The organism is Mycobacterium sp. VKM Ac-1816D (genome assembly GCF_000416385.1).
Classification (GTDB): domain Bacteria; phylum Actinomycetota; class Actinomycetes; order Mycobacteriales; family Mycobacteriaceae; genus Mycobacterium; species Mycobacterium neoaurum_A.
Genome location: NZ_AOHQ01000139.1, coordinates 83,538 through 100,382, shown reverse-complemented (window position 1 = coordinate 100,382; position 16,845 = coordinate 83,538). Strand labels below are relative to the sequence as shown.

The following is a 16,845-nucleotide window of genomic DNA, read 5'->3' as shown; positions in this document are numbered from 1 at the left end:
GCAATGGCGCACTCCGATGCGCTTGTATGACAGCGATGACGTCGTTAGGTTGACGCTGCGACAGGGCGGTTTTCGGGGTTGAATTCAGCCAGGGCCGCATTCTCGGTGTCAGTCACAGACCGACGAAAATCGATGATTGGAGTGCTGTGAAGCGTTTGGGGGAACGCGCGATAACGCTGGCGCCGTGGTTGCTGGTCGTCAGCATCGCCATCCGGTCGATCGGTACCACCAACATCCCGGACATGTTCGTCGATTTGCGTGTGTACATCGCCGGCGGGGCCGCGCTGGACCACCCCGGCACGCTGTACCAGCTCAGTTACACCGATTTGCTGGGCGAGCAGTTGCCGTTCATCTATCCGCCGTTCGCGGCCATGCTCTTCTACCCGCTGCAATGGCTTCCGTTCTTCGTTGTTGCCTGGCTGTGGCAGTTCGCGACCATTGCATGCCTGTACGGAATCGTGCGAATAAGTCAACGAATGATCGGCAGGGGCGGACACCGGGTTGCCATGCTGTGGACCGCCGCAGCAATCTGGTTGGAGCCGATTCGCCTGCTGCTCAACTACTCCCAGGTCGGAGTGTTCCTCACCTTCGCGGCGTTGTACGCGGCGTACACATCGAGATCATGGCTGGCGGGTTTGCTGGTCGGCCTTGCCGCGGGAGTCAAGATCACCCCGGCGATCACGGGTCTGTACTTCCTGGCGATGCGGCGATGGGCGGCCGCGGCCTTTGCCGTCGCCGCGTTCTTCGCCACCGTCGGCATCACCGCGCTGATCGCGCCGGGTGAAACGCGGGAGTTCTTCGTCGCGCTGTTCCGTCGGGTTCCGGTTTCCACGGGGACCAGCAACAACCAGTCGTGGCTGGGCACCGTGTCGCGGATTGTCGGGTACGACGCCGGGCACACGGTGCTGGTACCCCTGGCCATCGCCGCCACCGCCGTGCTTTCGATATGTGCCTGGCGAGCGCTCGGTAAGACGGGAAACCGTGACGTCCTCGGGTCGCTGCTGGTGGTCCAACTGTTCGGGCTGATGGCCTCGCCCATCTCGTGGACCCACCACTGGGTCTGGTTGATCCCGCTGATGATCTGGCTGATCAACGGCCCATGGCGCGACCAGCCGGGGGCCCGTGTCCTCGGCTGGGTGTGGTTCGCGGTGTTGCTGATCGGGATACCGTCTGCCCTGTCGCTGTTGCAGTCCAGCGTGTGGACCTTCTCGCGCCCGTGGTATCTCGCGTGGGGTGCCGCCGTGTACGTCCCGATGACGCTGGCGACACTGGGCTGGATGATCTTCGCCGGTCGGCGGATCACTCGCCGGACGCCACACCAGTGCGATGGTCCCGTCGCACTGGATATCGACGCCGAGGTATCGGCCGATCGTGTGGTCCAGGTGCCGGTCGACCCGCAGCCGGTGGGCCGGGCCGTCAGCTCAGCGGTGCCTCAGACCAGGTAGTTCCATCCGCACTTGATCCACCATTCCTTGTCCAGGCAGAGCCTGCCGTCGATCACCGTTTTGTTCCGCACGATCGCGCTGAGATCGGACGGGTTGATGGCGACGAATTCCGACCACTCCGTCAGCACCATGACCAGGTCGGCGTTCTCGCAGGCGTCGTCGACCGATGCCGCATAGGACAGCGTCGGGAACACCGCACGGGCGTTCTCGATCGCCTTGGGGTCATACACCGTCACCGATGCGCCCTGCAGTTGGAGCTGGCCGGCCACGTTGAGGGCGGGTGAGTCGCGGACATCGTCGGAATCCGGTTTGAAGGCAGCACCGAGGATGGCGATGTTGGCGCTCTGCAACCCGACCGGACAGGCCTTACGGGCCACCTCCACCATCCGGGTGCGGCGGCGCATGTTGACGTTGTCGACCTCGCGAAGGAAGGTCAGCGCCTCCGAGGCACCCAGTTCACCGGCGCGGGCCATGAACGCCCGGATATCCTTGGGCAGGCAGCCGCCGCCGAAGCCGATACCGGCGTTGAGGAAGCGGCGGCCGATGCGCGCGTCGTAGCCGATCGCATCGGCGACGGCGGCCACATCGGCACCGACCGCGTCGCAGACCTCGGCGATCGCATTGATGAACGAGATCTTCGTCGCCAGAAAGGCATTGGCGGAAACCTTGACCAGCTCCGCGGTCTCCGGATCGGTGAGGATGAACGGGGTCTGACGCTCCAGGATCTGCGCGTACACCTCGCGGGTCACCGCTTCGGCACGGCCGCCACCGTGGCAACCCAGGACCACCCGGTCGGGTGTGATGGTGTCCTGTACGGCGTAGCCCTCGCGCAGGAATTCCGGATTCCAGGCGATCTCCACGGTGACGCCATCGGCCAATTCCGTTGCGCGCGTTGTCAAATTCGCACACGTGCCGACGGGCACCGTGGACTTACCCAGCACGACCACATCGCGGCGCAACAACGGCACCAAGGTGTCGATGACAGCGTTGACGTAGCGCAGATCGGCCGCGGATTCGCCCTTCTTCTGCGGGGTTCCGACCGCGATGAAGTACAGCTCGCTCCATTCGGCGGCCTGGGCGTAGTCGGCCGTGATGGTCAGCTTGCCCGTCTGCAGGTGTTTGCGCAGTAGCTCGGCAACGCCCGGCTCGTAGAACGGCACCTCACCGTTGCCCAACTTGGCGATCCGCTTCGGATCGGTCTCCACCCCGAGCACATCGTGGCCGAGTTCGGCCATACACACCGCGTGGGTGAGCCCGAGATATCCCAGACCGAACACTGTCAGACGCACATCGACCTCTCTGCCGCACACTGGTCACGCCGGACGCGCCGACGGCTGACCTGGCCCCGTCGACATGCCGGATAGCTGCGTCGATCCTAAGCGATCACCCTCACCGCGAACACCGCGAACACATGAACATCGAGAAACGCAGAAGCGCTCCGACAGGCCTGCCCCTCGGCCCTGCCGCTAACGATCCCGCCATGCCGCGGTGACCATGGAGGCCTTTGCGACAGCGACGCCGTAGCCGACATCGGTGTCGTCGTCGACCGGATCATCGTCGACGGGGAAGGCGATCGGCGCGGTCTTCACCGGCGCATCCCTGACCACACCACGGCGGTTCTGCAGGAACGAGAGGTGGCTGCGCAACTCGTTGGGCACCCGGTTGGGCCACCAGTTCTTCTCCCCCAACAGCACCGCGATCGCCGGCACCGTGATGGTGCGCACCACGAAGGTGTCCAGCAGCAACCCGACACCGATGATGAAACCGGTCTGCACGATCGCCGCGATACTGCTGACCGTGAGCGCGAGCATCGACGCGGCGAAGATGAGACCCGCGGAGGTGATCACGCCGCCCGTCGCGCCGATCGTGCGGATGATCGCGACCTTGGTGCCCCGATGGGCCTCCTCCCGGATCCGGGATATCAGCAGCAGGTTGTAGTCCGCGCCGACGGCCACCAGCACCAGGAACGTCATACCGGGGATGTTCCAGAAGATGGGTTGGCCGAGGATGAACTGGAAGAAGATCACCGCGATGCCGATCGCGGATGCGTAGGACAAGACCACCGAGATCACCAGGTAGATCGGCGCGATGATCGCCTTCAGCAGGAAGGTCAGGATCAGGAACACCACGATCAACGTCACCAACACGATGTACTGAAAATCGCCGTTGTAGTAGCCGCGGACATCGTTCTGCACCGCGCTCAGGCCGACCATCGTGATCTCGGCGTCTTCCAACGTGGTGTTGGGCCGGGCATTCTGCGCCGTCTCCACGATGTCGTCGACCTGATCCATCGCATCGGTACTCAGCGGATCCAGGGCGGTCTGGATGAGATAGCGCGCGGTGTGTCCGTCGGGCGAGATGAACAGCTGGGCGGCCTTCTCGAATTCCGGGCGGGTGAGGATCTGCGGCGGGATGTAGAAGCCGGACATCGACGGGTCGCCGGCATCACGCTTCATCGCCAGCAGGAAGTCCGATGCCTGCGTCAGTCCCCCGCCCATCTGCCGGGTCTGGTCGACGAGCAACTGCACGCCCTGAGCGAGCAAAGCACTGGAATCGGCCAGTTTGTTGATGCCGTCGACCAATTCGTCGACCTGCTTTTCTACCGCCGCCGGGCTGTCCAGCCCCAGATCCTCCACGGCGGTCAGTGACCGCTCGAGGTTGTCGGTGACGCCGCTGACCGACTTCGACAGGCTGTCACCGGGCTGGGTGTTCTCCATCTGCTTGGACAGCTCGTAGAGCTGCTGGATGGTGCCGTCATCGTAGGCGGCCATGATGTCGCCCATATCCGAGCGCACCGCGCGGCACACCGGGTCCATGGTGCACAGCGGGCTGGAGTTCAGCAGCGCCACCATCGGACCGAGCCAGATCGTGTGCAGCACAACCTGTTCGATGCCGCCGCCCATGGCGCGGCCGACACCGCGCAACAGGTCGATCATCCGGGCGCTGGCGTCGATGCTGCGCAGCGTCTCGACCCCGCCGAAGTCCTGCTGGGTCTGGGCCAGCGACACCAGGATGGTCTTGATCGGGCCCGCCGACCCGACCACCTCGTCACGGATCTTGTCCAGGGCGTCGGCAAGCGCGTGCGCGCCCTCGGACAGCTGGGTCAGCCGGGAATCGTTCTCGTCGATGAGGTTGGTCGCCTCGCCGAGCTTGTCACCGACCTCACCGGCCTGATGGGTCGCCCGCGCCTCGGCCAACATCTCACCGTTGGGTCGGGTGATGCCCCGGATGGCGTCGATGTTGGGGATCTGGCTGATCCGGAAGGCCATCTGCTCCATATCGGCGAGCGCCCGCGGAGACCGCAGATCCTGGGTCGGTGAATGGATCACGATGAACTGCTGCAACGAGTTGCTGATCGGGAAGTGCTCGTTCATCCGCTCGTAGGCCTGGTTGCTGGCCGAGTCCTCGGGGAGATTTCGCCGGTCGTCGTAGTTGAAGTCGATGAGCAGTGTGCATGCCGCCAGACCGACGAGCAGGAGCAGGCTGACGGTCAGGTTCAACACGGGACGACGCACCACGTTGACGCCGGACCGGCGCCAGAACCGACCGGTGACGTCCTTGCGGGGATTGACCCAGCCACGGCGCCCGGCCAGCACGATGAAAGCGGGCAGCAGCGTGATCGACCCGAGGAAGCCGATCGTGATCGTCGCCGCCAGCGCCGGCCCCACGCTGGAGAACACACTCAACGTGGCGAACGACAGGCCCAGGAAGGTGATGGCCACCGTGCCCGCCGAACCGGCGATCACCTCCCCGATCGACACCATCGAGGCGACGATCGCCGCATCGGTCTTCATGCCGCCGCGCAGATGCTCCTGATAGCGACTGAAATAGAAGACCGCGTAATCGACACCGGCGCCGATCATCATGCCGGTGATCAGCACGATCGTCTGGGGTGCCAGACCCAGCCCCAGCAGGCCGAGGCCGGCAACCACCTGTTGGGCGACAGCCAGTGAGATACCGATGCTGACCAGCGGGATGAGCATCGCGACGATATTGCGATAGACGATGATCAAGATCAGCAGCACCGTGACCACGGTGGAGACCTCGATGATGAACTGATCGCGCAGCGCGATGTCGGTGACATCGTCCATGGTGGCCGCGGCGCCCACGATGACGGGCTCCAGCGTCGTCCCGGCTGTGGTCTCGTTGATGATCGCCAGCGCTTCGCGATAGGCCGCGAGACCGTCGGCGCCGCCCATCGCGCCGTTCAGGCCCACCGGCAGGTTGAAGGCCTTGTTGTCCTTGCTGACCATGCCGGCCCGCAACTCGGGGATCTCGACGAAGTTCTGGGTCGCCGACACCGCCGGGGATGCGCCGAGCTTGGCCACCAGCTGCCGGTAGGTCTGCTCGTCGGCGTCGGTCAGCCCGTCCTCGTTGACCAGGACGACCGCGATGAGGTTGCCCATGTCATTGCCTTCTTCACCCTCTTTGGTGAAGGCCTCTGTCATTTGCTGGTTGGCGACGACAACGGGCGAGTCCGAAGGCACGAAGTCCGGCGGATTCTTCTGCGCGACCACCGCCAACGGCGGGATGGCCGCGAACAGGGAACCGGCGATGACCAGCCATGTGGCGATCATGAGTACCGGATGACGCACGATCATCTTGCCGTTGGCGGCAAGCAGACCGTGGATGGTCACCTTAGGACGTCTGGGCATTGGCGACTAGGCTACATGGTGTTGCTGTTAACTCGTCCCGCCACGATCATCCGGCGCGGTGGCCGGTTGGTCCAGGGCGCCACCGTGGACGTCCCGGCGGACGTTCCGGCGGGCACGAGACCGCAGCACGGAATCGGCGGTGAAAATGGCCAACGCCACCCAGATCAGCCCGAATCCGACCCAGCGGGCCGGTGGCATCGGTTCGCCACCCACCGCGATACCCCAGGACAGTTGCATCACCGGTGTCAGGTAGAACAGCAGCCCCATGGTCACCAGGGCCAACCGCTGGGCCGCCGCGGCGAACAGCAGCAGCGGCAGGGCGGTGAGCACGCCGGCGACGATCAACAGCACACTGTGCCCGGCACCGGAGCCGAGGAACGTGCCGGTGCCGTCATGCTGCAGGAACACCAGGTAGCCCAGCGCGAACGGGGTGGCCAGACCCGCCTCGACACCGACGCTGACCCGCGGGTCGACCGGCACCACCTTCTTGACCGCGCCGTACAGCGCGAAGGACAGCGCCAGCCCCAACCCGATATACGGCGGCGCGCCCAACTGCCAGGTCAGCACCACCACCCCACCGACCGCGACGGCCAAGGCCACCCACTGCGCCCCGGCGAGCCGTTCGCGGAACACCAGCAGCCCCAGCAGGACGGTCACCAGCGGATTGATGAAATAGCCCAGCGCCGCATCGACGACGTGACCGTTGTTCACGGCGTACACGTAGATCGCCCAGTTGGCCGAGATCAGCGCCGACGCGATCGCCAGCAGGCCCCAGGTGCGGGCGGTGATGGCGCGCAGATCCGCCACCCGGCGCACCAGCACGACGACGATCGCCAGGAACGCGGCGCTCCAGACGATGCGATGCGCCAGGATCTCCACCGCGCCCGCGGGTTTGAGCAGCGGGAAAAACGCCGGGAACAGACCCCACATCCCGTAGGCGCCGATACCGAACACCCACCCGCTGCGCTGCCGATCGGCGGCGCGCACCGTCACCGGTCGTAGCCGCGCACGCGGTCCAGTGCCGCCTGCAGATCCGCCGGATAGGGACTGGTGATCTCCAGCCATCGTCCGTCGCTCGGGTGCGCGAAGCCCAACGAGCGGGCATGGAGCCACTGCCGCTCCAGGCCGAGCTTCTTGGCCAGGGTCGGGTCGGCCCCGTAGGTGAGGTCACCACAGCAGGGGTGGTGCAGCGCCGCGAAATGGACCCGGATCTGGTGGGTACGCCCGGTCTCCAGATGGATGTCGAGCAGACTGGCCGCGACGTGCGCCTCGATGGTGTCGTAGTGGGTGACGCTGTCGCGGCCGCTCTCGGTGACCGCGAACTTCCAATCCTGGCCGCGGTGCCTGCCGATCGGTGCATCGATGGTTCCGCTGGACGGATCGGGGTGACCCTGCACCAGCGCGTGGTAGCGCTTCTCCACCGTGCGTTCCTTGAACGCCCGCTTGAGCACCGTGTAGGCCCGCTCGGAGATCGCCACCACCATCACACCCGATGTCCCGACGTCCAGCCGCGACACGATGCCCTTGCGCTCGGCCACGCCGGACGTGGTGATCCGGAAGCCGGCCGCGGCCAAGCCGCCCAACACCGTGGGCCCGGTCCACCCCACCGATGCGTGCGCGGCCACGCCGGCCGGCTTGTCGACGACGACGATGTCGGCATCGGAGTACAGAATCGACATGCCCTCGATATCGACGGGCGTGTTCTCCACCGGCGCGGGTGGTTCGGGCAGCCGCACCTCCAGCCAGGCACCGGCGACGAGTTTGTCCGACTTACCCGCCGCGGTCCCGTCGAGCTCGACACCGCCCTCCTCGGCGATGGCGGCGGCCGCGGTCCGGGACAGGCCCAGCAGGCGGGCCAGGCCCGCGTCGACGCGCATGCCGGCCAGGCCTTCGGGAACGGGCATCGAGCGAGTGGTCATCAGCTCTGGGTGTTCGGTTGGTCGTTGGGCTTGTCGGCCACCGTCGCCGGGGCGGGCACGTCGTTCTCCGACACCGGGTTCTCCGACACCGGGTTCTCCGACACCGGGTTCTCCGGCGCCGGGTTCTCCTGCCCGACGGGCTCGGCCTCGGCGCTTTCCGGGCGCTGGCGGCCGGTGGTGTCGTAATCGAAACCGAACAACGACAGCACCACCAGCAGGATCGCCCCGCCCACCACGGCCGGGTCGGCGACATTGAACACCGGCCACCACCCGATGGACAGAAAATCGACCACGTGCCCGCGCAGCGGACCGGGGGAACGGAAGAAGCGATCGACCAGGTTGCCCAGCGCGCCGCCGAGGATCATGCCCAGCCCGAGCGCCCACCACGGCGACACCAGCCGACGGCCCATCCAGATGATGCCGACGACCACCCCGGTGGCGACCAGCGTCAGGACCCAGGTGTAGCCGGTGGCCATCGAGAAGGCCGCACCGGAGTTGCGCACCAGCGTCCAGGTGACGGTGTCACCGATGATCGACACGGGCTGTCCGGGCACCAACAGCCGAACCGCCAACACCTTGGTGACGATATCGAGGAGCAACACCACACCGGCGATGGCGAGCAGCAGGCGCAACCTCTTTCGGGGTGGCGGTGGTGCTGCGTCGTGCGCGCTCGCCGGTGGGACGGCGCCCGTCGATTCTTCGGTCACCGGACCATCATCCCAAACAGTGGGGCCGACGCCGCCATGCCGTCCTGATCTGCCGTGACGATGGTGGACAATCGCAGCCATGCCCGCCATCACCGTCATCAGCACCGGCGGCACCATCGCGACCAGTGCCGGGACCGACGGGGTGGCGCGTCCCACCCGCAGCGGTGCCGATCTGACGACCGGTCTCGACGTACGGGTGCGTGAGTTGATGGCCGTGGACAGCTCGGCGCTCGGTCCGGCCGACTGGGACCGGATGGCCGCCGCGGTCCGGGAGGAGGGCACGCGGCCCGACTGCGGCGGCATCGTCATCACCCACGGCACCGACACCATGGAGGAGACGGCTCTGTGGCTGCAGCTGACCCATGACGGTCCGGTGCCGGTGGTGTTGACCGGGGCTCAGCGCAGTGCCGATGCCCCCGATGCCGACGGTCCGGCCAATCTGCGCGACGCCATCACCGTCGCGCGGTCCGGCCCGGCAGCGGTCCTGGTCAGCTTCGCCGGGACCATCTGGCAACCGTTGGGGTTGTACAAGTCCGCCACCGAGGACCTGTCCGGGTTCACCGGGATCGCGGTGGGCTCGGTGCGCGACGGGCGCGTCGAGATGTCCGGGCCGTCGCGTGGCCCGCGGTTCGTGGCGTCGAGCGCGGCCGCCGCGCCGCGGGTGGACATCGTCGCCGCCTATCCGGGCGCGGACGCTGTCGGCATCGAGGCCTGCGTGGCGGCCGGGGCGCGCGGGATCGTCCTGGAGGCCCTCGGCGCGGGCAACGCCGGGGCCGCCGTGATCGACGGGGTCCGCCGCGCGGTGCGCGCCGGGGTCACCGTCGCCGTCGGCACCAGGGTCCCCGGCGGCCGGGTGCGCCCGGTGTACGGGCCGGGCCGCGAGCTGACCGACGCCGGGGCCGTGCCGGTGCCCGGTCTGCGCCCGGCCCAGGCGCGGGTGCTGCTGATGGCCGCGCTGGCCGCCGGCGCAGCGGTCGACGATGTCTTCGCCCGGTGGGGCTGATGGTCAGGCCGGGTCGAGGGTGTCCAGATAGGCGCGCCAGTCCAGGCTGTCGATCGGGTCGGCCCGGCTGAGATCGGGCAGATCTGCCGGGAACGTGCGCGCGATCCCCGGCCCGGATGCCCGGGTCTCGAAGCGCACCGTCATCACCCCGTGCCCGGCACCCTGCACCCACCCGTGACCGTGCTCGGTGTGCCGCACGTCGTCACCGACGCGCCACGGCTCCGGCCCGGCGCGCACCGGCGCCGGGGTGCGGCTGTCGGGCACCTCCTCGTCGACGAGATCCAGATCGGGAAACAGCGATTCCTGCTGTACCTCGGAAAGCCCCGAAAAGCCTATGCCGACGAGGCGGATGGGCCCCACCTCGATCGGATCGAGCAGGAGCCGACGGGCGGTGGCCACCAGGGTCGCGGCGTCGGTGCTGGCATACGGCAGCGTCGCCGAGCGGGTCAGGGTCGCCATATCGGACTTCTTGAGCTTCACCGTCACGGTGCGCGCACCCCGGCCGTCCTTGATCAGGCGCCGGTGCGCGTGCTCACCGATCGTGGTGATCGCGTCGCGGAGTTGATCGAGGGTGCGCAGATCCTCGGCGAAGGTGGACTCGGCGCTGATCTGCTTGGCCGGGGCGTTCTCGGCCACCGGGCGGTCGTCGATGCCGCGGGCCAGCCGGTGCAGCGCCGGGCCGACCGTGGCGCCCAGGACATCGGCGACCTCACCGTCGCTGAGCGCGGCGAACGCCCCGATGGTCTCGATACCGAGCCTGCGCAGCCGGTCCTCGGCCACCGGGCCGATACCCCAGAGTTTGCGGACCGGCAGGGCCGAGAGCAGAGCCCGCTCGTCGGCACTCCCGACGACCCGGATACCGTCCGGTTTGGCCAGCCCGGAGGCGATCTTGGCGAGCTGTTTACCCGAGCCCGCCCCCACCGATGCGATCAGCCCGGTCTCGGCCAGCACCCGGGAACGCAGGGCCTCGCAGAATTCCTCGACCTCGGCCACGGCGGCGCCGGCCAGTTCGGCCGGTTCGCCGAACGCCTCGTCGAAGGACAGCTGTTCCAGCACCGGCACGACCGACCGGACGGTGGCGAAGACCCGCCGGCTGGCGGTCCCGTACACCGCGCCGCGAGGGGGCAGGACCACGGCGCCGGCCCCGACGAGCCTGCGTGCCTGATGCATGGGCATCGCCGAGCGCGCCCCGAAGACCCGCGCCTGATAGCTGGCGCCGGCCACGACGCCGCGGCCGCCGAGGCCACCGACCAGAACCGGACGATGGCGCAGGGTGGGCCTGGTCAACTGTTCGACCGAGGCGAAGAACGCATCCATGTCCAGATGCAGAACCCACCGATGCACACCTGGATGCTAGGCGCATGGTCCGACGGCGCGACCACACGCCACTACCCTGGCGGCATGGACAACGTGCCGATCCGCGACGGGTCGATCCGACTGGGGCAGTTCCTCAAGCTGGCCGGATTGATCGACAGCGGCGCGGATGCCAAATCGGTGATCGCCGAGGGCCTGGTCACGGTCAACGGTGAGGTCGATCTGCGCCGCGGGCGTCAGCTGCGACCCGGTGACGAGGTGTCCTTCGCCGACAGGTCGGCCCGGGTCACGGCGGACTGAGCCAGATCACGCCTTGGCGATGGTCACCAGGACGCCCTCGCCGACATCATGGCCGTCGACGACCTCGCCGAAATCGAAGTCCGTTGCCAGGATCTCACCGGCGATCAGATCGCGGTGGGTGGCCGCCCATTCGGCGAATTCCGCAGGCACCGACATGCGCACCGTGATGCGGTCGGAGACGTCGAGACCGGTGGTCTTGCGCAGTTCCTGCAGCTCACGGATGCGGTCCTTGGCCCAGCCTTCGGCCTCCAGTTCCGGGGTCACATTGCCGTCCAACACCACCAGGCCGGCACCGTCGGGCAACGCCGCGGTCCATTCCGGATCCGCGGCAACGAGTTTGGAGGTGAACTCGGTGGGCAGCAGGGTCGCGGGCCCGGCGGTGAGCGTGCCATCGGCGTTGAGCACGCCCTGGCCGGCCTTGACCGCCTTGATGGCCGCCTGCACGTCCTTGCCGATCCGCGGGCCCGCGGCGCGGGCGTTGACCGCCAACTCGAATCGGCCGTAGGTGTCGATCTCATCGCTGAGCTCGACCGCCTTGACGTTCAGCTCGTCGGCGATCAGATCCACGAACGGCTGCAGGCTGTCCGGATTCTGAACCGCGACCGTCAGTTTGGGAAGCGGCAGCCGCACCCGCAGCTTCTTGGCCTTGCGCAGCGAGGAGCCCGTCGAGCACACCTCGCGCACCTGGTCCATGGCGGCCACCAGATCGGGATCGGCGGGCAGCTCATCGGCCGACGGCCAGTCCGTCAGGTGCACCGACCGCTGTCCCGTCACCCCGCGCCAGATGACCTCCGACACCAGCGGCAGCAGCGGAGCGGCCAACCGCCCGGTGATCTCCAGCACTGTGTGCAGGGTGTCGATCGCGTCGGCATCCTCCTCCCAGAACCGCGAACGCGACCGTCGCACATACCAATTGGTCAGCGCCTCGGTGAACTGCCGGAGCTGGTCACACGCGCCGGAGATATCGCAGACATCCAGCGAGGCGGTCAACTCGTCACGCAGGGCGGCGAGCTTGGCCAGGATGTAACGGTCCAGCACATGGGTCGAATCGGTACGCCAGGTGCCCTTGGCCGGGGCGTACAGGGTAAGGAAGGTGTAGGCGTTCCAGAACGGCAACTGCACCTGCCGCACACCCTCGCGGATGCCCTGCTCGGTGACGATCAGGTTCCCGCCGCGCAGGATCGGTGAGGCCATCAGGAACCAGCGCATAGCATCAGAGCCGTCGCGGTCGAAAACCTCCGACACGTCCGGGTAGTTGCGCAGCGACTTGCTCATCTTCTGACCGTCGTTGCCCAGCACGATGCCGTGCGAGACACAGGTTTTGAACGCCGGCCGGTCGAACAAGGCGGTGGAGAGCACATGCATGGTGTAGAACCAGCCGCGGGTCTGCCCGATGTACTCGACGATGAAATCGCCGGGGAAATGGGCTTCTTCGGTGCCGTCCGGACCACTGGCGCCGTCGAACCACTGCTGGTTCTCGAACGGGTAGTGCACCTGCGCATAGGGCATCGACCCGGAGTCGAACCAGACGTCGAGCACGTCCTCGATGCGCCGCATGGTCGATTTGCCGGTCGGGTCATCGGGATTGGGGCGGGTCAGCTCGTCGATGAACGGTCGATGCAGGTTGTCCGGGCGTACCCCGAAATCGCGTTCGAGCTCGTCGAGGCTGCCGTACACGTCGGTGCGCGGGTAGGCGGGGTCATCGGAAACCCACACCGGGATGGGTGTGCCCCAGTAGCGGTTTCGCGAGATGGACCAGTCCCGCGCGTTCGAGAGCCACTTGCCGAACTGGCCGTCCTTGACATGTTCGGGGTACCAGGTGATCTGCTGGTTGAGCTCCACCATCCGGTCCCGGAACTGCGTCACCTTGACAAACCAGGACGACACCGCCCGGTAGATCAGCGGGTTACGGCAGCGCCAGCAGTGCGGATAGGAGTGTTCGTAGGTCTCGTGCCGCAGCAGCACCGGCGCATTCACCGCCGCGGGCCCGGTGCCGTTCTTGAGGTCCTTGATGATCTGCGGGTTCGCCTCGAACACCTGAAGGCCTGCGTAATCGGGCACGCTGGCGTCGAACCGGCCCTTGGAATCGACCGGGGTGACCGCCACGATATCGGCGGTATCGGCGGTCGCCTTGTCGTCCTCGCCATAGGCCGGGGCCATGTGCACCAGCCCGGTGCCGTCCTCGGTGCTGACGAAATCGGCGCCGAGCACCTGGAAGGAGTTCCGCGCGGCATCGGAGTCGACAAAGTAGGCGAACGGGGGCAGGTAGCGCGTGCCGAGCAGCTGTTCACCCAGGAAGGTCGCGACGACGACCGGTTCTTCACCCAGTTCGCGGGCGTAGGCACCCAACCGGGCTTCGGCGAGGACGAAACGGTGCCCGTCGGGACCGTCGACCACCACGTAGGAGACGCCGGGATTGACCGCCACGGCCTGATTCGACGGCAGCGTCCACGGCGTGGTGGTCCAGATCAGCAGGTAGGCGCCGGCCAAGGCGGATTCGGCATCGTCGGTGATCCGAAATCCGACGGTCAGCGCGGGGTCCTGGCGACTCTGGTAGACGTCGTCGTCCATCCGCAGCTCGTGGTTGGACAACGGGGTCTCGTCATTCCAGCAGTACGGCAACACGCGGTTGCCCTGGTAGGCAAGACCCTTGTCCCACAACTGTTTGAACGCCCAGATGGTGGACTCCATGAAGTCCGGGTCCATCGTCTTGTAGTCGTTGTCGAAGTCGACCCAGCGGGCCTGGCGGGTGACGTAGGCGCGCCACTCGCCCGCATACTTCATCACCGAGGCGCGGCAGGCGTCGTTGAATTTCTCGATGCCGAGCTCTTCGATCTGGCTCTTGTCGGTGATCCCGAGCTGGCGTTGCACCTCCAACTCGGCGGGCAGGCCGTGGGTATCCCAGCCGAACCGCCGATCCACCTTGTATCCGCGCATGGTGCGGTAACGCGGGACGATGTCCTTGACGTAGCCGGTGAGCAGGTGGCCGTAGTGCGGAAGGCCGTTGGCGAACGGTGGACCGTCGTAGAACACATATTCCGGCGCGCCGTCTCGGCGGGCGATACTGGCCCGGAAGGTGTCGTCGGCACCCCAGTAGTCGAGAACTTCGGCTTCCAGCGCCGGGAAGTTGGGGGTTCCGGCGGCCGGCTTGGGATAAGCGGCCGAATTCGGGTCAGCGGTCACTGCGTCTCCTGTGTGCCCAGCGATTCAGGCACGGGGACGAACGTCGCGCCGGTGCGCGAGCCCGCGGTACCACCCCGCTTGCGGACCACGCGGATCCGCCGCTCAACTACAGGCGATGACGGGCCTGCCCGTCCGGTTCTACTAGGGCGGGACCGCAGCGGATCCAGCCCGTTCTTCCGGAGACTCCCCGGTGATGGCCGGATCTGCGTCGTTGACTACGGAGTCTAACGCTCAGGCGGCGTCGATCTCCTCCGGGACCGCCTCCGAGGTGATCTCGATGAGGGCCAGCGGGAACTGCTCGGTCAGCTCCTCGATCGTGTACGCCTCGAAGCGCCGGGTGTCGTACCAGAAGTCGATCTGCACCAGCCCGTTGCAGCGGTAGGCGCGCAGTTCCAGCGCATGTCCGGCCAGCGGCTCGTCGGCCGAGACGGGGCCGGCGCACCGGAAGGACAGGTCGGCCGGCTGCTGCTCATGATGCCGCCCGGTCGAAGCGACCAGCGCCGAGCAAACGTGCGCGATCATCTCGGTGGCGTCTAGCTCGGCGGGCATCACGCAGTCCAGGGCGATGATGTGCGCATCGACGTCCACGGCGAGGACGCCGCGACCGATGGTGCGCGCCACTGCCCTGCCGAGTGCGGCGATCAGGATCTTGCCGTTGAGGATGCCCAGGTGGGCCGCCGCGCCGTCGAGTTCGGCGCTGAGCACCGGCGGCAGTTCCAGGCCGACACGGCACAGATCCGATTCGGCGGGCAGTCCGTGGGCCTCGTAGTCGGTCAGCGTCAGGGTCGCCGCGATATCACGCGCGTGACCGACAACCAGATCGAAGCCGGCGGTCGATATGTCCGGCGTCGACGGCAGCGATGCCGAGAACTGGGACGCGTCGGGTGCAGCGAGGACGTCGACAGCAAGAACATCTGCACCGAAAGAGTCGACGCGAACCCGATCCTGGAACAGCGGAGCAACCATGTGACAGAGACTACAGCCGGAGTCCCAGAATTGGGACATCACTCCCGAAAGTCTGACACCCCTGTCAATTAACGGCCATATGTCCACCGAACGGTTGCTGGCCCTCAACTATGGGAAAGGGTTATTGTCGGTGGGTGCCCCGTACCGATGAGAACGGCCGCCAACTGAAAGCCCTGCTTGATTACCTGCTGGACGGCGATGTCGAAGCCAAGGACATCTATGACGCGTTGGACATCTCCAGCAGCACCTATTACCGCCGCATCAAAGAGGTCAGCTACCCCGACGCCGAAGAACTGCGCCGCATCGCCGACCGGTTCGCGCTGAGTTATCCCGACCTTCAGATCCGATTCGGCCTGATGAGCAGGCAAGAGGTCTGGAACTACATCGAGTCGACGCCGTTCACCGTCACCGCGGTCGCCGAGTCCGTCCGCGAGCAGACCACCACCCAGCAACACGCACGCCCGAAAAAGATCTCCGAATTACGCCCACGTAGCGACGCGCCGCCCCTCTAACGGTTAGAATTTGCTGGCAAGTTGTCCGGTGTCACGTACGTGATACCGGCTTCTACGGCCGCTTTCTACGTCCATAAAGGCGCACGATGGAAATCACCGCACTGATCGCGATCACGCTGATGTGTATCGCGTGGAGCCTGTGGATCCGCCGCGTCACCTGGTCGTGTCGCTGGGAGGTGGCCGCCACCCTCAACATCGCGCTCCAGGGCGGTGCCATCCTGCTGATGTCGCCGTGGGCGTCGGAGACCATCGGCAGAGTCCTGCACTCGTGGACCGGAATGTGGAATCTGGAAGATTTCATCGGCCACGACATGTACATCGTGGCCGCATCGGCCATCGTCTACAACGCGCTGGGCCGTTTGCAGGACGACCACTCCATGCAACGCGCCTTCAAGCAATACGTCGAATATCCCGCCACGCTCTGCATCCCGCTGCTGCTCGCCACGTTCGCCATGAGCAGCGCCCACGACGCCTACGCCCGCGACTTCTTCGCCTCGCCCACCGACGGGTGGCTGGCCGCCTACTGGACCATGCTCTGCGGCCTGCTGATCTACCTGTTGGTCTACGGTGCGCGCGCACTGCTGGTGCTGCGCAAGGATCCGCGGTCGCGCCGGGTCGCCAACATCTACCTGGCCGCCTGCGCCAGCGGCATCATCGCGTGCACGATCCGCATCGCCACCGCGATCTGGCCGGCGGCGCTCGATCTGGAGCGCGGTGTGCTGGTGTGGATCTTCGCCTGCGGCTGCGGCGCCGGTTTCGCGATCTCCTCGGCGCATTCCTGGCGCATCAAGACGAAATGGTTCAGCAAGGCCAACCGCTGAGGCCTCGGATCACATCGGTA

The 16,845-nt window shown here is 66.8% G+C and carries 13 protein-coding genes; 5 read left to right on the top strand and 8 right to left on the bottom strand.

The window, feature by feature from the left end; translation table 11 throughout:
* Nucleotides 1-98 precede the first annotated feature (98 nt).
* On the top strand, nucleotides 99-1,445 hold the full coding sequence (locus G154_RS18925; protein WP_081650057.1) for a mannosyltransferase: 1,347 nt from the start codon (nucleotides 99-101) through the stop codon (nucleotides 1,443-1,445).
* Here the strand turns inward: G154_RS18925 and G154_RS18920 are convergent.
* The 5 genes from G154_RS18920 to lspA all read right to left on the bottom strand — a co-directional run bounded on the left by G154_RS18920 (nucleotide 1,433) and on the right by lspA (nucleotide 8,726).
* Nucleotides 1,433-2,734, bottom strand: a complete 1,302-nt coding sequence (locus tag G154_RS18920) for a UDP-glucose/GDP-mannose dehydrogenase family protein (protein WP_023985740.1) — start codon at nucleotides 2,732-2,734, stop codon at nucleotides 1,433-1,435. The two genes, G154_RS18925 and G154_RS18920, sit on opposite strands and share 13 nt — an antisense overlap.
* Before the next feature lie 177 nt (nucleotides 2,735-2,911).
* A complete protein-coding gene (locus tag G154_RS18915) occupies nucleotides 2,912-6,100 on the bottom strand; it encodes an RND family transporter (RefSeq protein WP_023985739.1) in 3,189 nt (1,062 codons plus the stop codon).
* A gap of 27 nt (nucleotides 6,101-6,127) precedes the next feature.
* Complete coding sequence (gene rarD / locus G154_RS18910) at nucleotides 6,128-7,087, bottom strand: EamA family transporter RarD (protein ID WP_045546528.1); 960 nt, start codon at nucleotides 7,085-7,087, stop codon at nucleotides 6,128-6,130.
* 2 nt (nucleotides 7,088-7,089) lie between these two features.
* On the bottom strand, nucleotides 7,090-8,019 hold the full coding sequence (locus G154_RS18905; protein WP_019513176.1) for an RluA family pseudouridine synthase: 930 nt from the start codon (nucleotides 8,017-8,019) through the stop codon (nucleotides 7,090-7,092).
* Complete coding sequence (gene lspA, locus G154_RS18900) at nucleotides 8,019-8,726, bottom strand: signal peptidase II (RefSeq protein ID WP_023985738.1); 708 nt, start codon at nucleotides 8,724-8,726, stop codon at nucleotides 8,019-8,021. Before lspA ends, G154_RS18905 begins: the two co-directional genes overlap by 1 nt.
* Before the next feature lie 79 nt (nucleotides 8,727-8,805).
* On the opposite strand from lspA, the gene G154_RS18895 reads away from it, so the two are divergent.
* On the top strand, nucleotides 8,806-9,729 hold the full coding sequence (locus G154_RS18895) for an asparaginase (RefSeq protein WP_019513174.1): 924 nt from the start codon (nucleotides 8,806-8,808) through the stop codon (nucleotides 9,727-9,729).
* Nucleotides 9,730-9,732: 3 nt separating this feature from the next.
* Here the strand turns inward: G154_RS18895 and G154_RS18890 are convergent, their stop codons facing one another.
* Nucleotides 9,733-11,073: a DNA polymerase IV gene (locus G154_RS18890; protein WP_081650054.1), complete on the bottom strand. Its 1,341-nt coding sequence runs from the start codon at nucleotides 11,071-11,073 to the stop codon at nucleotides 9,733-9,735.
* 57 nt (nucleotides 11,074-11,130) lie between these two features.
* Here G154_RS18890 and G154_RS18885 point away from each other — a divergent pair, with 57 nt between their 5' ends.
* On the top strand, nucleotides 11,131-11,343 hold the full coding sequence (locus G154_RS18885; protein ID WP_023985737.1) for an RNA-binding S4 domain-containing protein: 213 nt from the start codon (nucleotides 11,131-11,133) through the stop codon (nucleotides 11,341-11,343).
* Nucleotides 11,344-11,349: 6 nt separating this feature from the next.
* Here G154_RS18885 and ileS read toward each other — a convergent pair whose 3' ends face one another.
* Nucleotides 11,350-14,526, bottom strand: coding sequence for an isoleucine--tRNA ligase (gene ileS / locus G154_RS18880; protein ID WP_019513171.1), 3,177 nt, complete (start codon nucleotides 14,524-14,526; stop codon nucleotides 11,350-11,352).
* A 231-nt stretch (nucleotides 14,527-14,757) separates the two neighbouring features.
* On the bottom strand, nucleotides 14,758-15,492 hold the full coding sequence (locus tag G154_RS18875) for a hypothetical protein (RefSeq protein WP_019513170.1): 735 nt from the start codon (nucleotides 15,490-15,492) through the stop codon (nucleotides 14,758-14,760).
* 134 nt (nucleotides 15,493-15,626) lie between these two features.
* On the opposite strand from G154_RS18875, the gene G154_RS18870 reads away from it, so the two are divergent.
* On the top strand, nucleotides 15,627-16,004 hold the full coding sequence (locus G154_RS18870; protein WP_019513169.1) for a transcriptional regulator: 378 nt from the start codon (nucleotides 15,627-15,629) through the stop codon (nucleotides 16,002-16,004).
* Nucleotides 16,005-16,090: 86 nt separating this feature from the next.
* Nucleotides 16,091-16,825: a hypothetical protein gene (locus G154_RS18865; RefSeq protein WP_019513168.1), complete on the top strand. Its 735-nt coding sequence runs from the start codon at nucleotides 16,091-16,093 to the stop codon at nucleotides 16,823-16,825.
* Nucleotides 16,826-16,845: the final 20 nt, after the last annotated feature.

What these genes read in the sequence shown, in the direction of transcription:
- G154_RS18905 (WP_019513176.1), bottom strand. Translation starts at nt 8,019, where the DNA reads ATGACCACTCGCTCGATGCCCGTTCCCGAAGGCCTGGCCGGCATGCGC.
- G154_RS18875 (WP_019513170.1), bottom strand. Translation starts at nt 15,492, where the DNA reads ATGGTTGCTCCGCTGTTCCAGGATCGGGTTCGCGTCGACTCTTTCGGT.
- G154_RS18885 (WP_023985737.1), top strand. Translation starts at nt 11,131, where the DNA reads ATGGACAACGTGCCGATCCGCGACGGGTCGATCCGACTGGGGCAGTTC.
- G154_RS18915 (WP_023985739.1), bottom strand. Translation starts at nt 6,100, where the DNA reads ATGCCCAGACGTCCTAAGGTGACCATCCACGGTCTGCTTGCCGCCAAC.
- G154_RS18895 (WP_019513174.1), top strand. Translation starts at nt 8,806, where the DNA reads ATGCCCGCCATCACCGTCATCAGCACCGGCGGCACCATCGCGACCAGT.
- G154_RS18865 (WP_019513168.1), top strand. Translation starts at nt 16,091, where the DNA reads ATGGAAATCACCGCACTGATCGCGATCACGCTGATGTGTATCGCGTGG.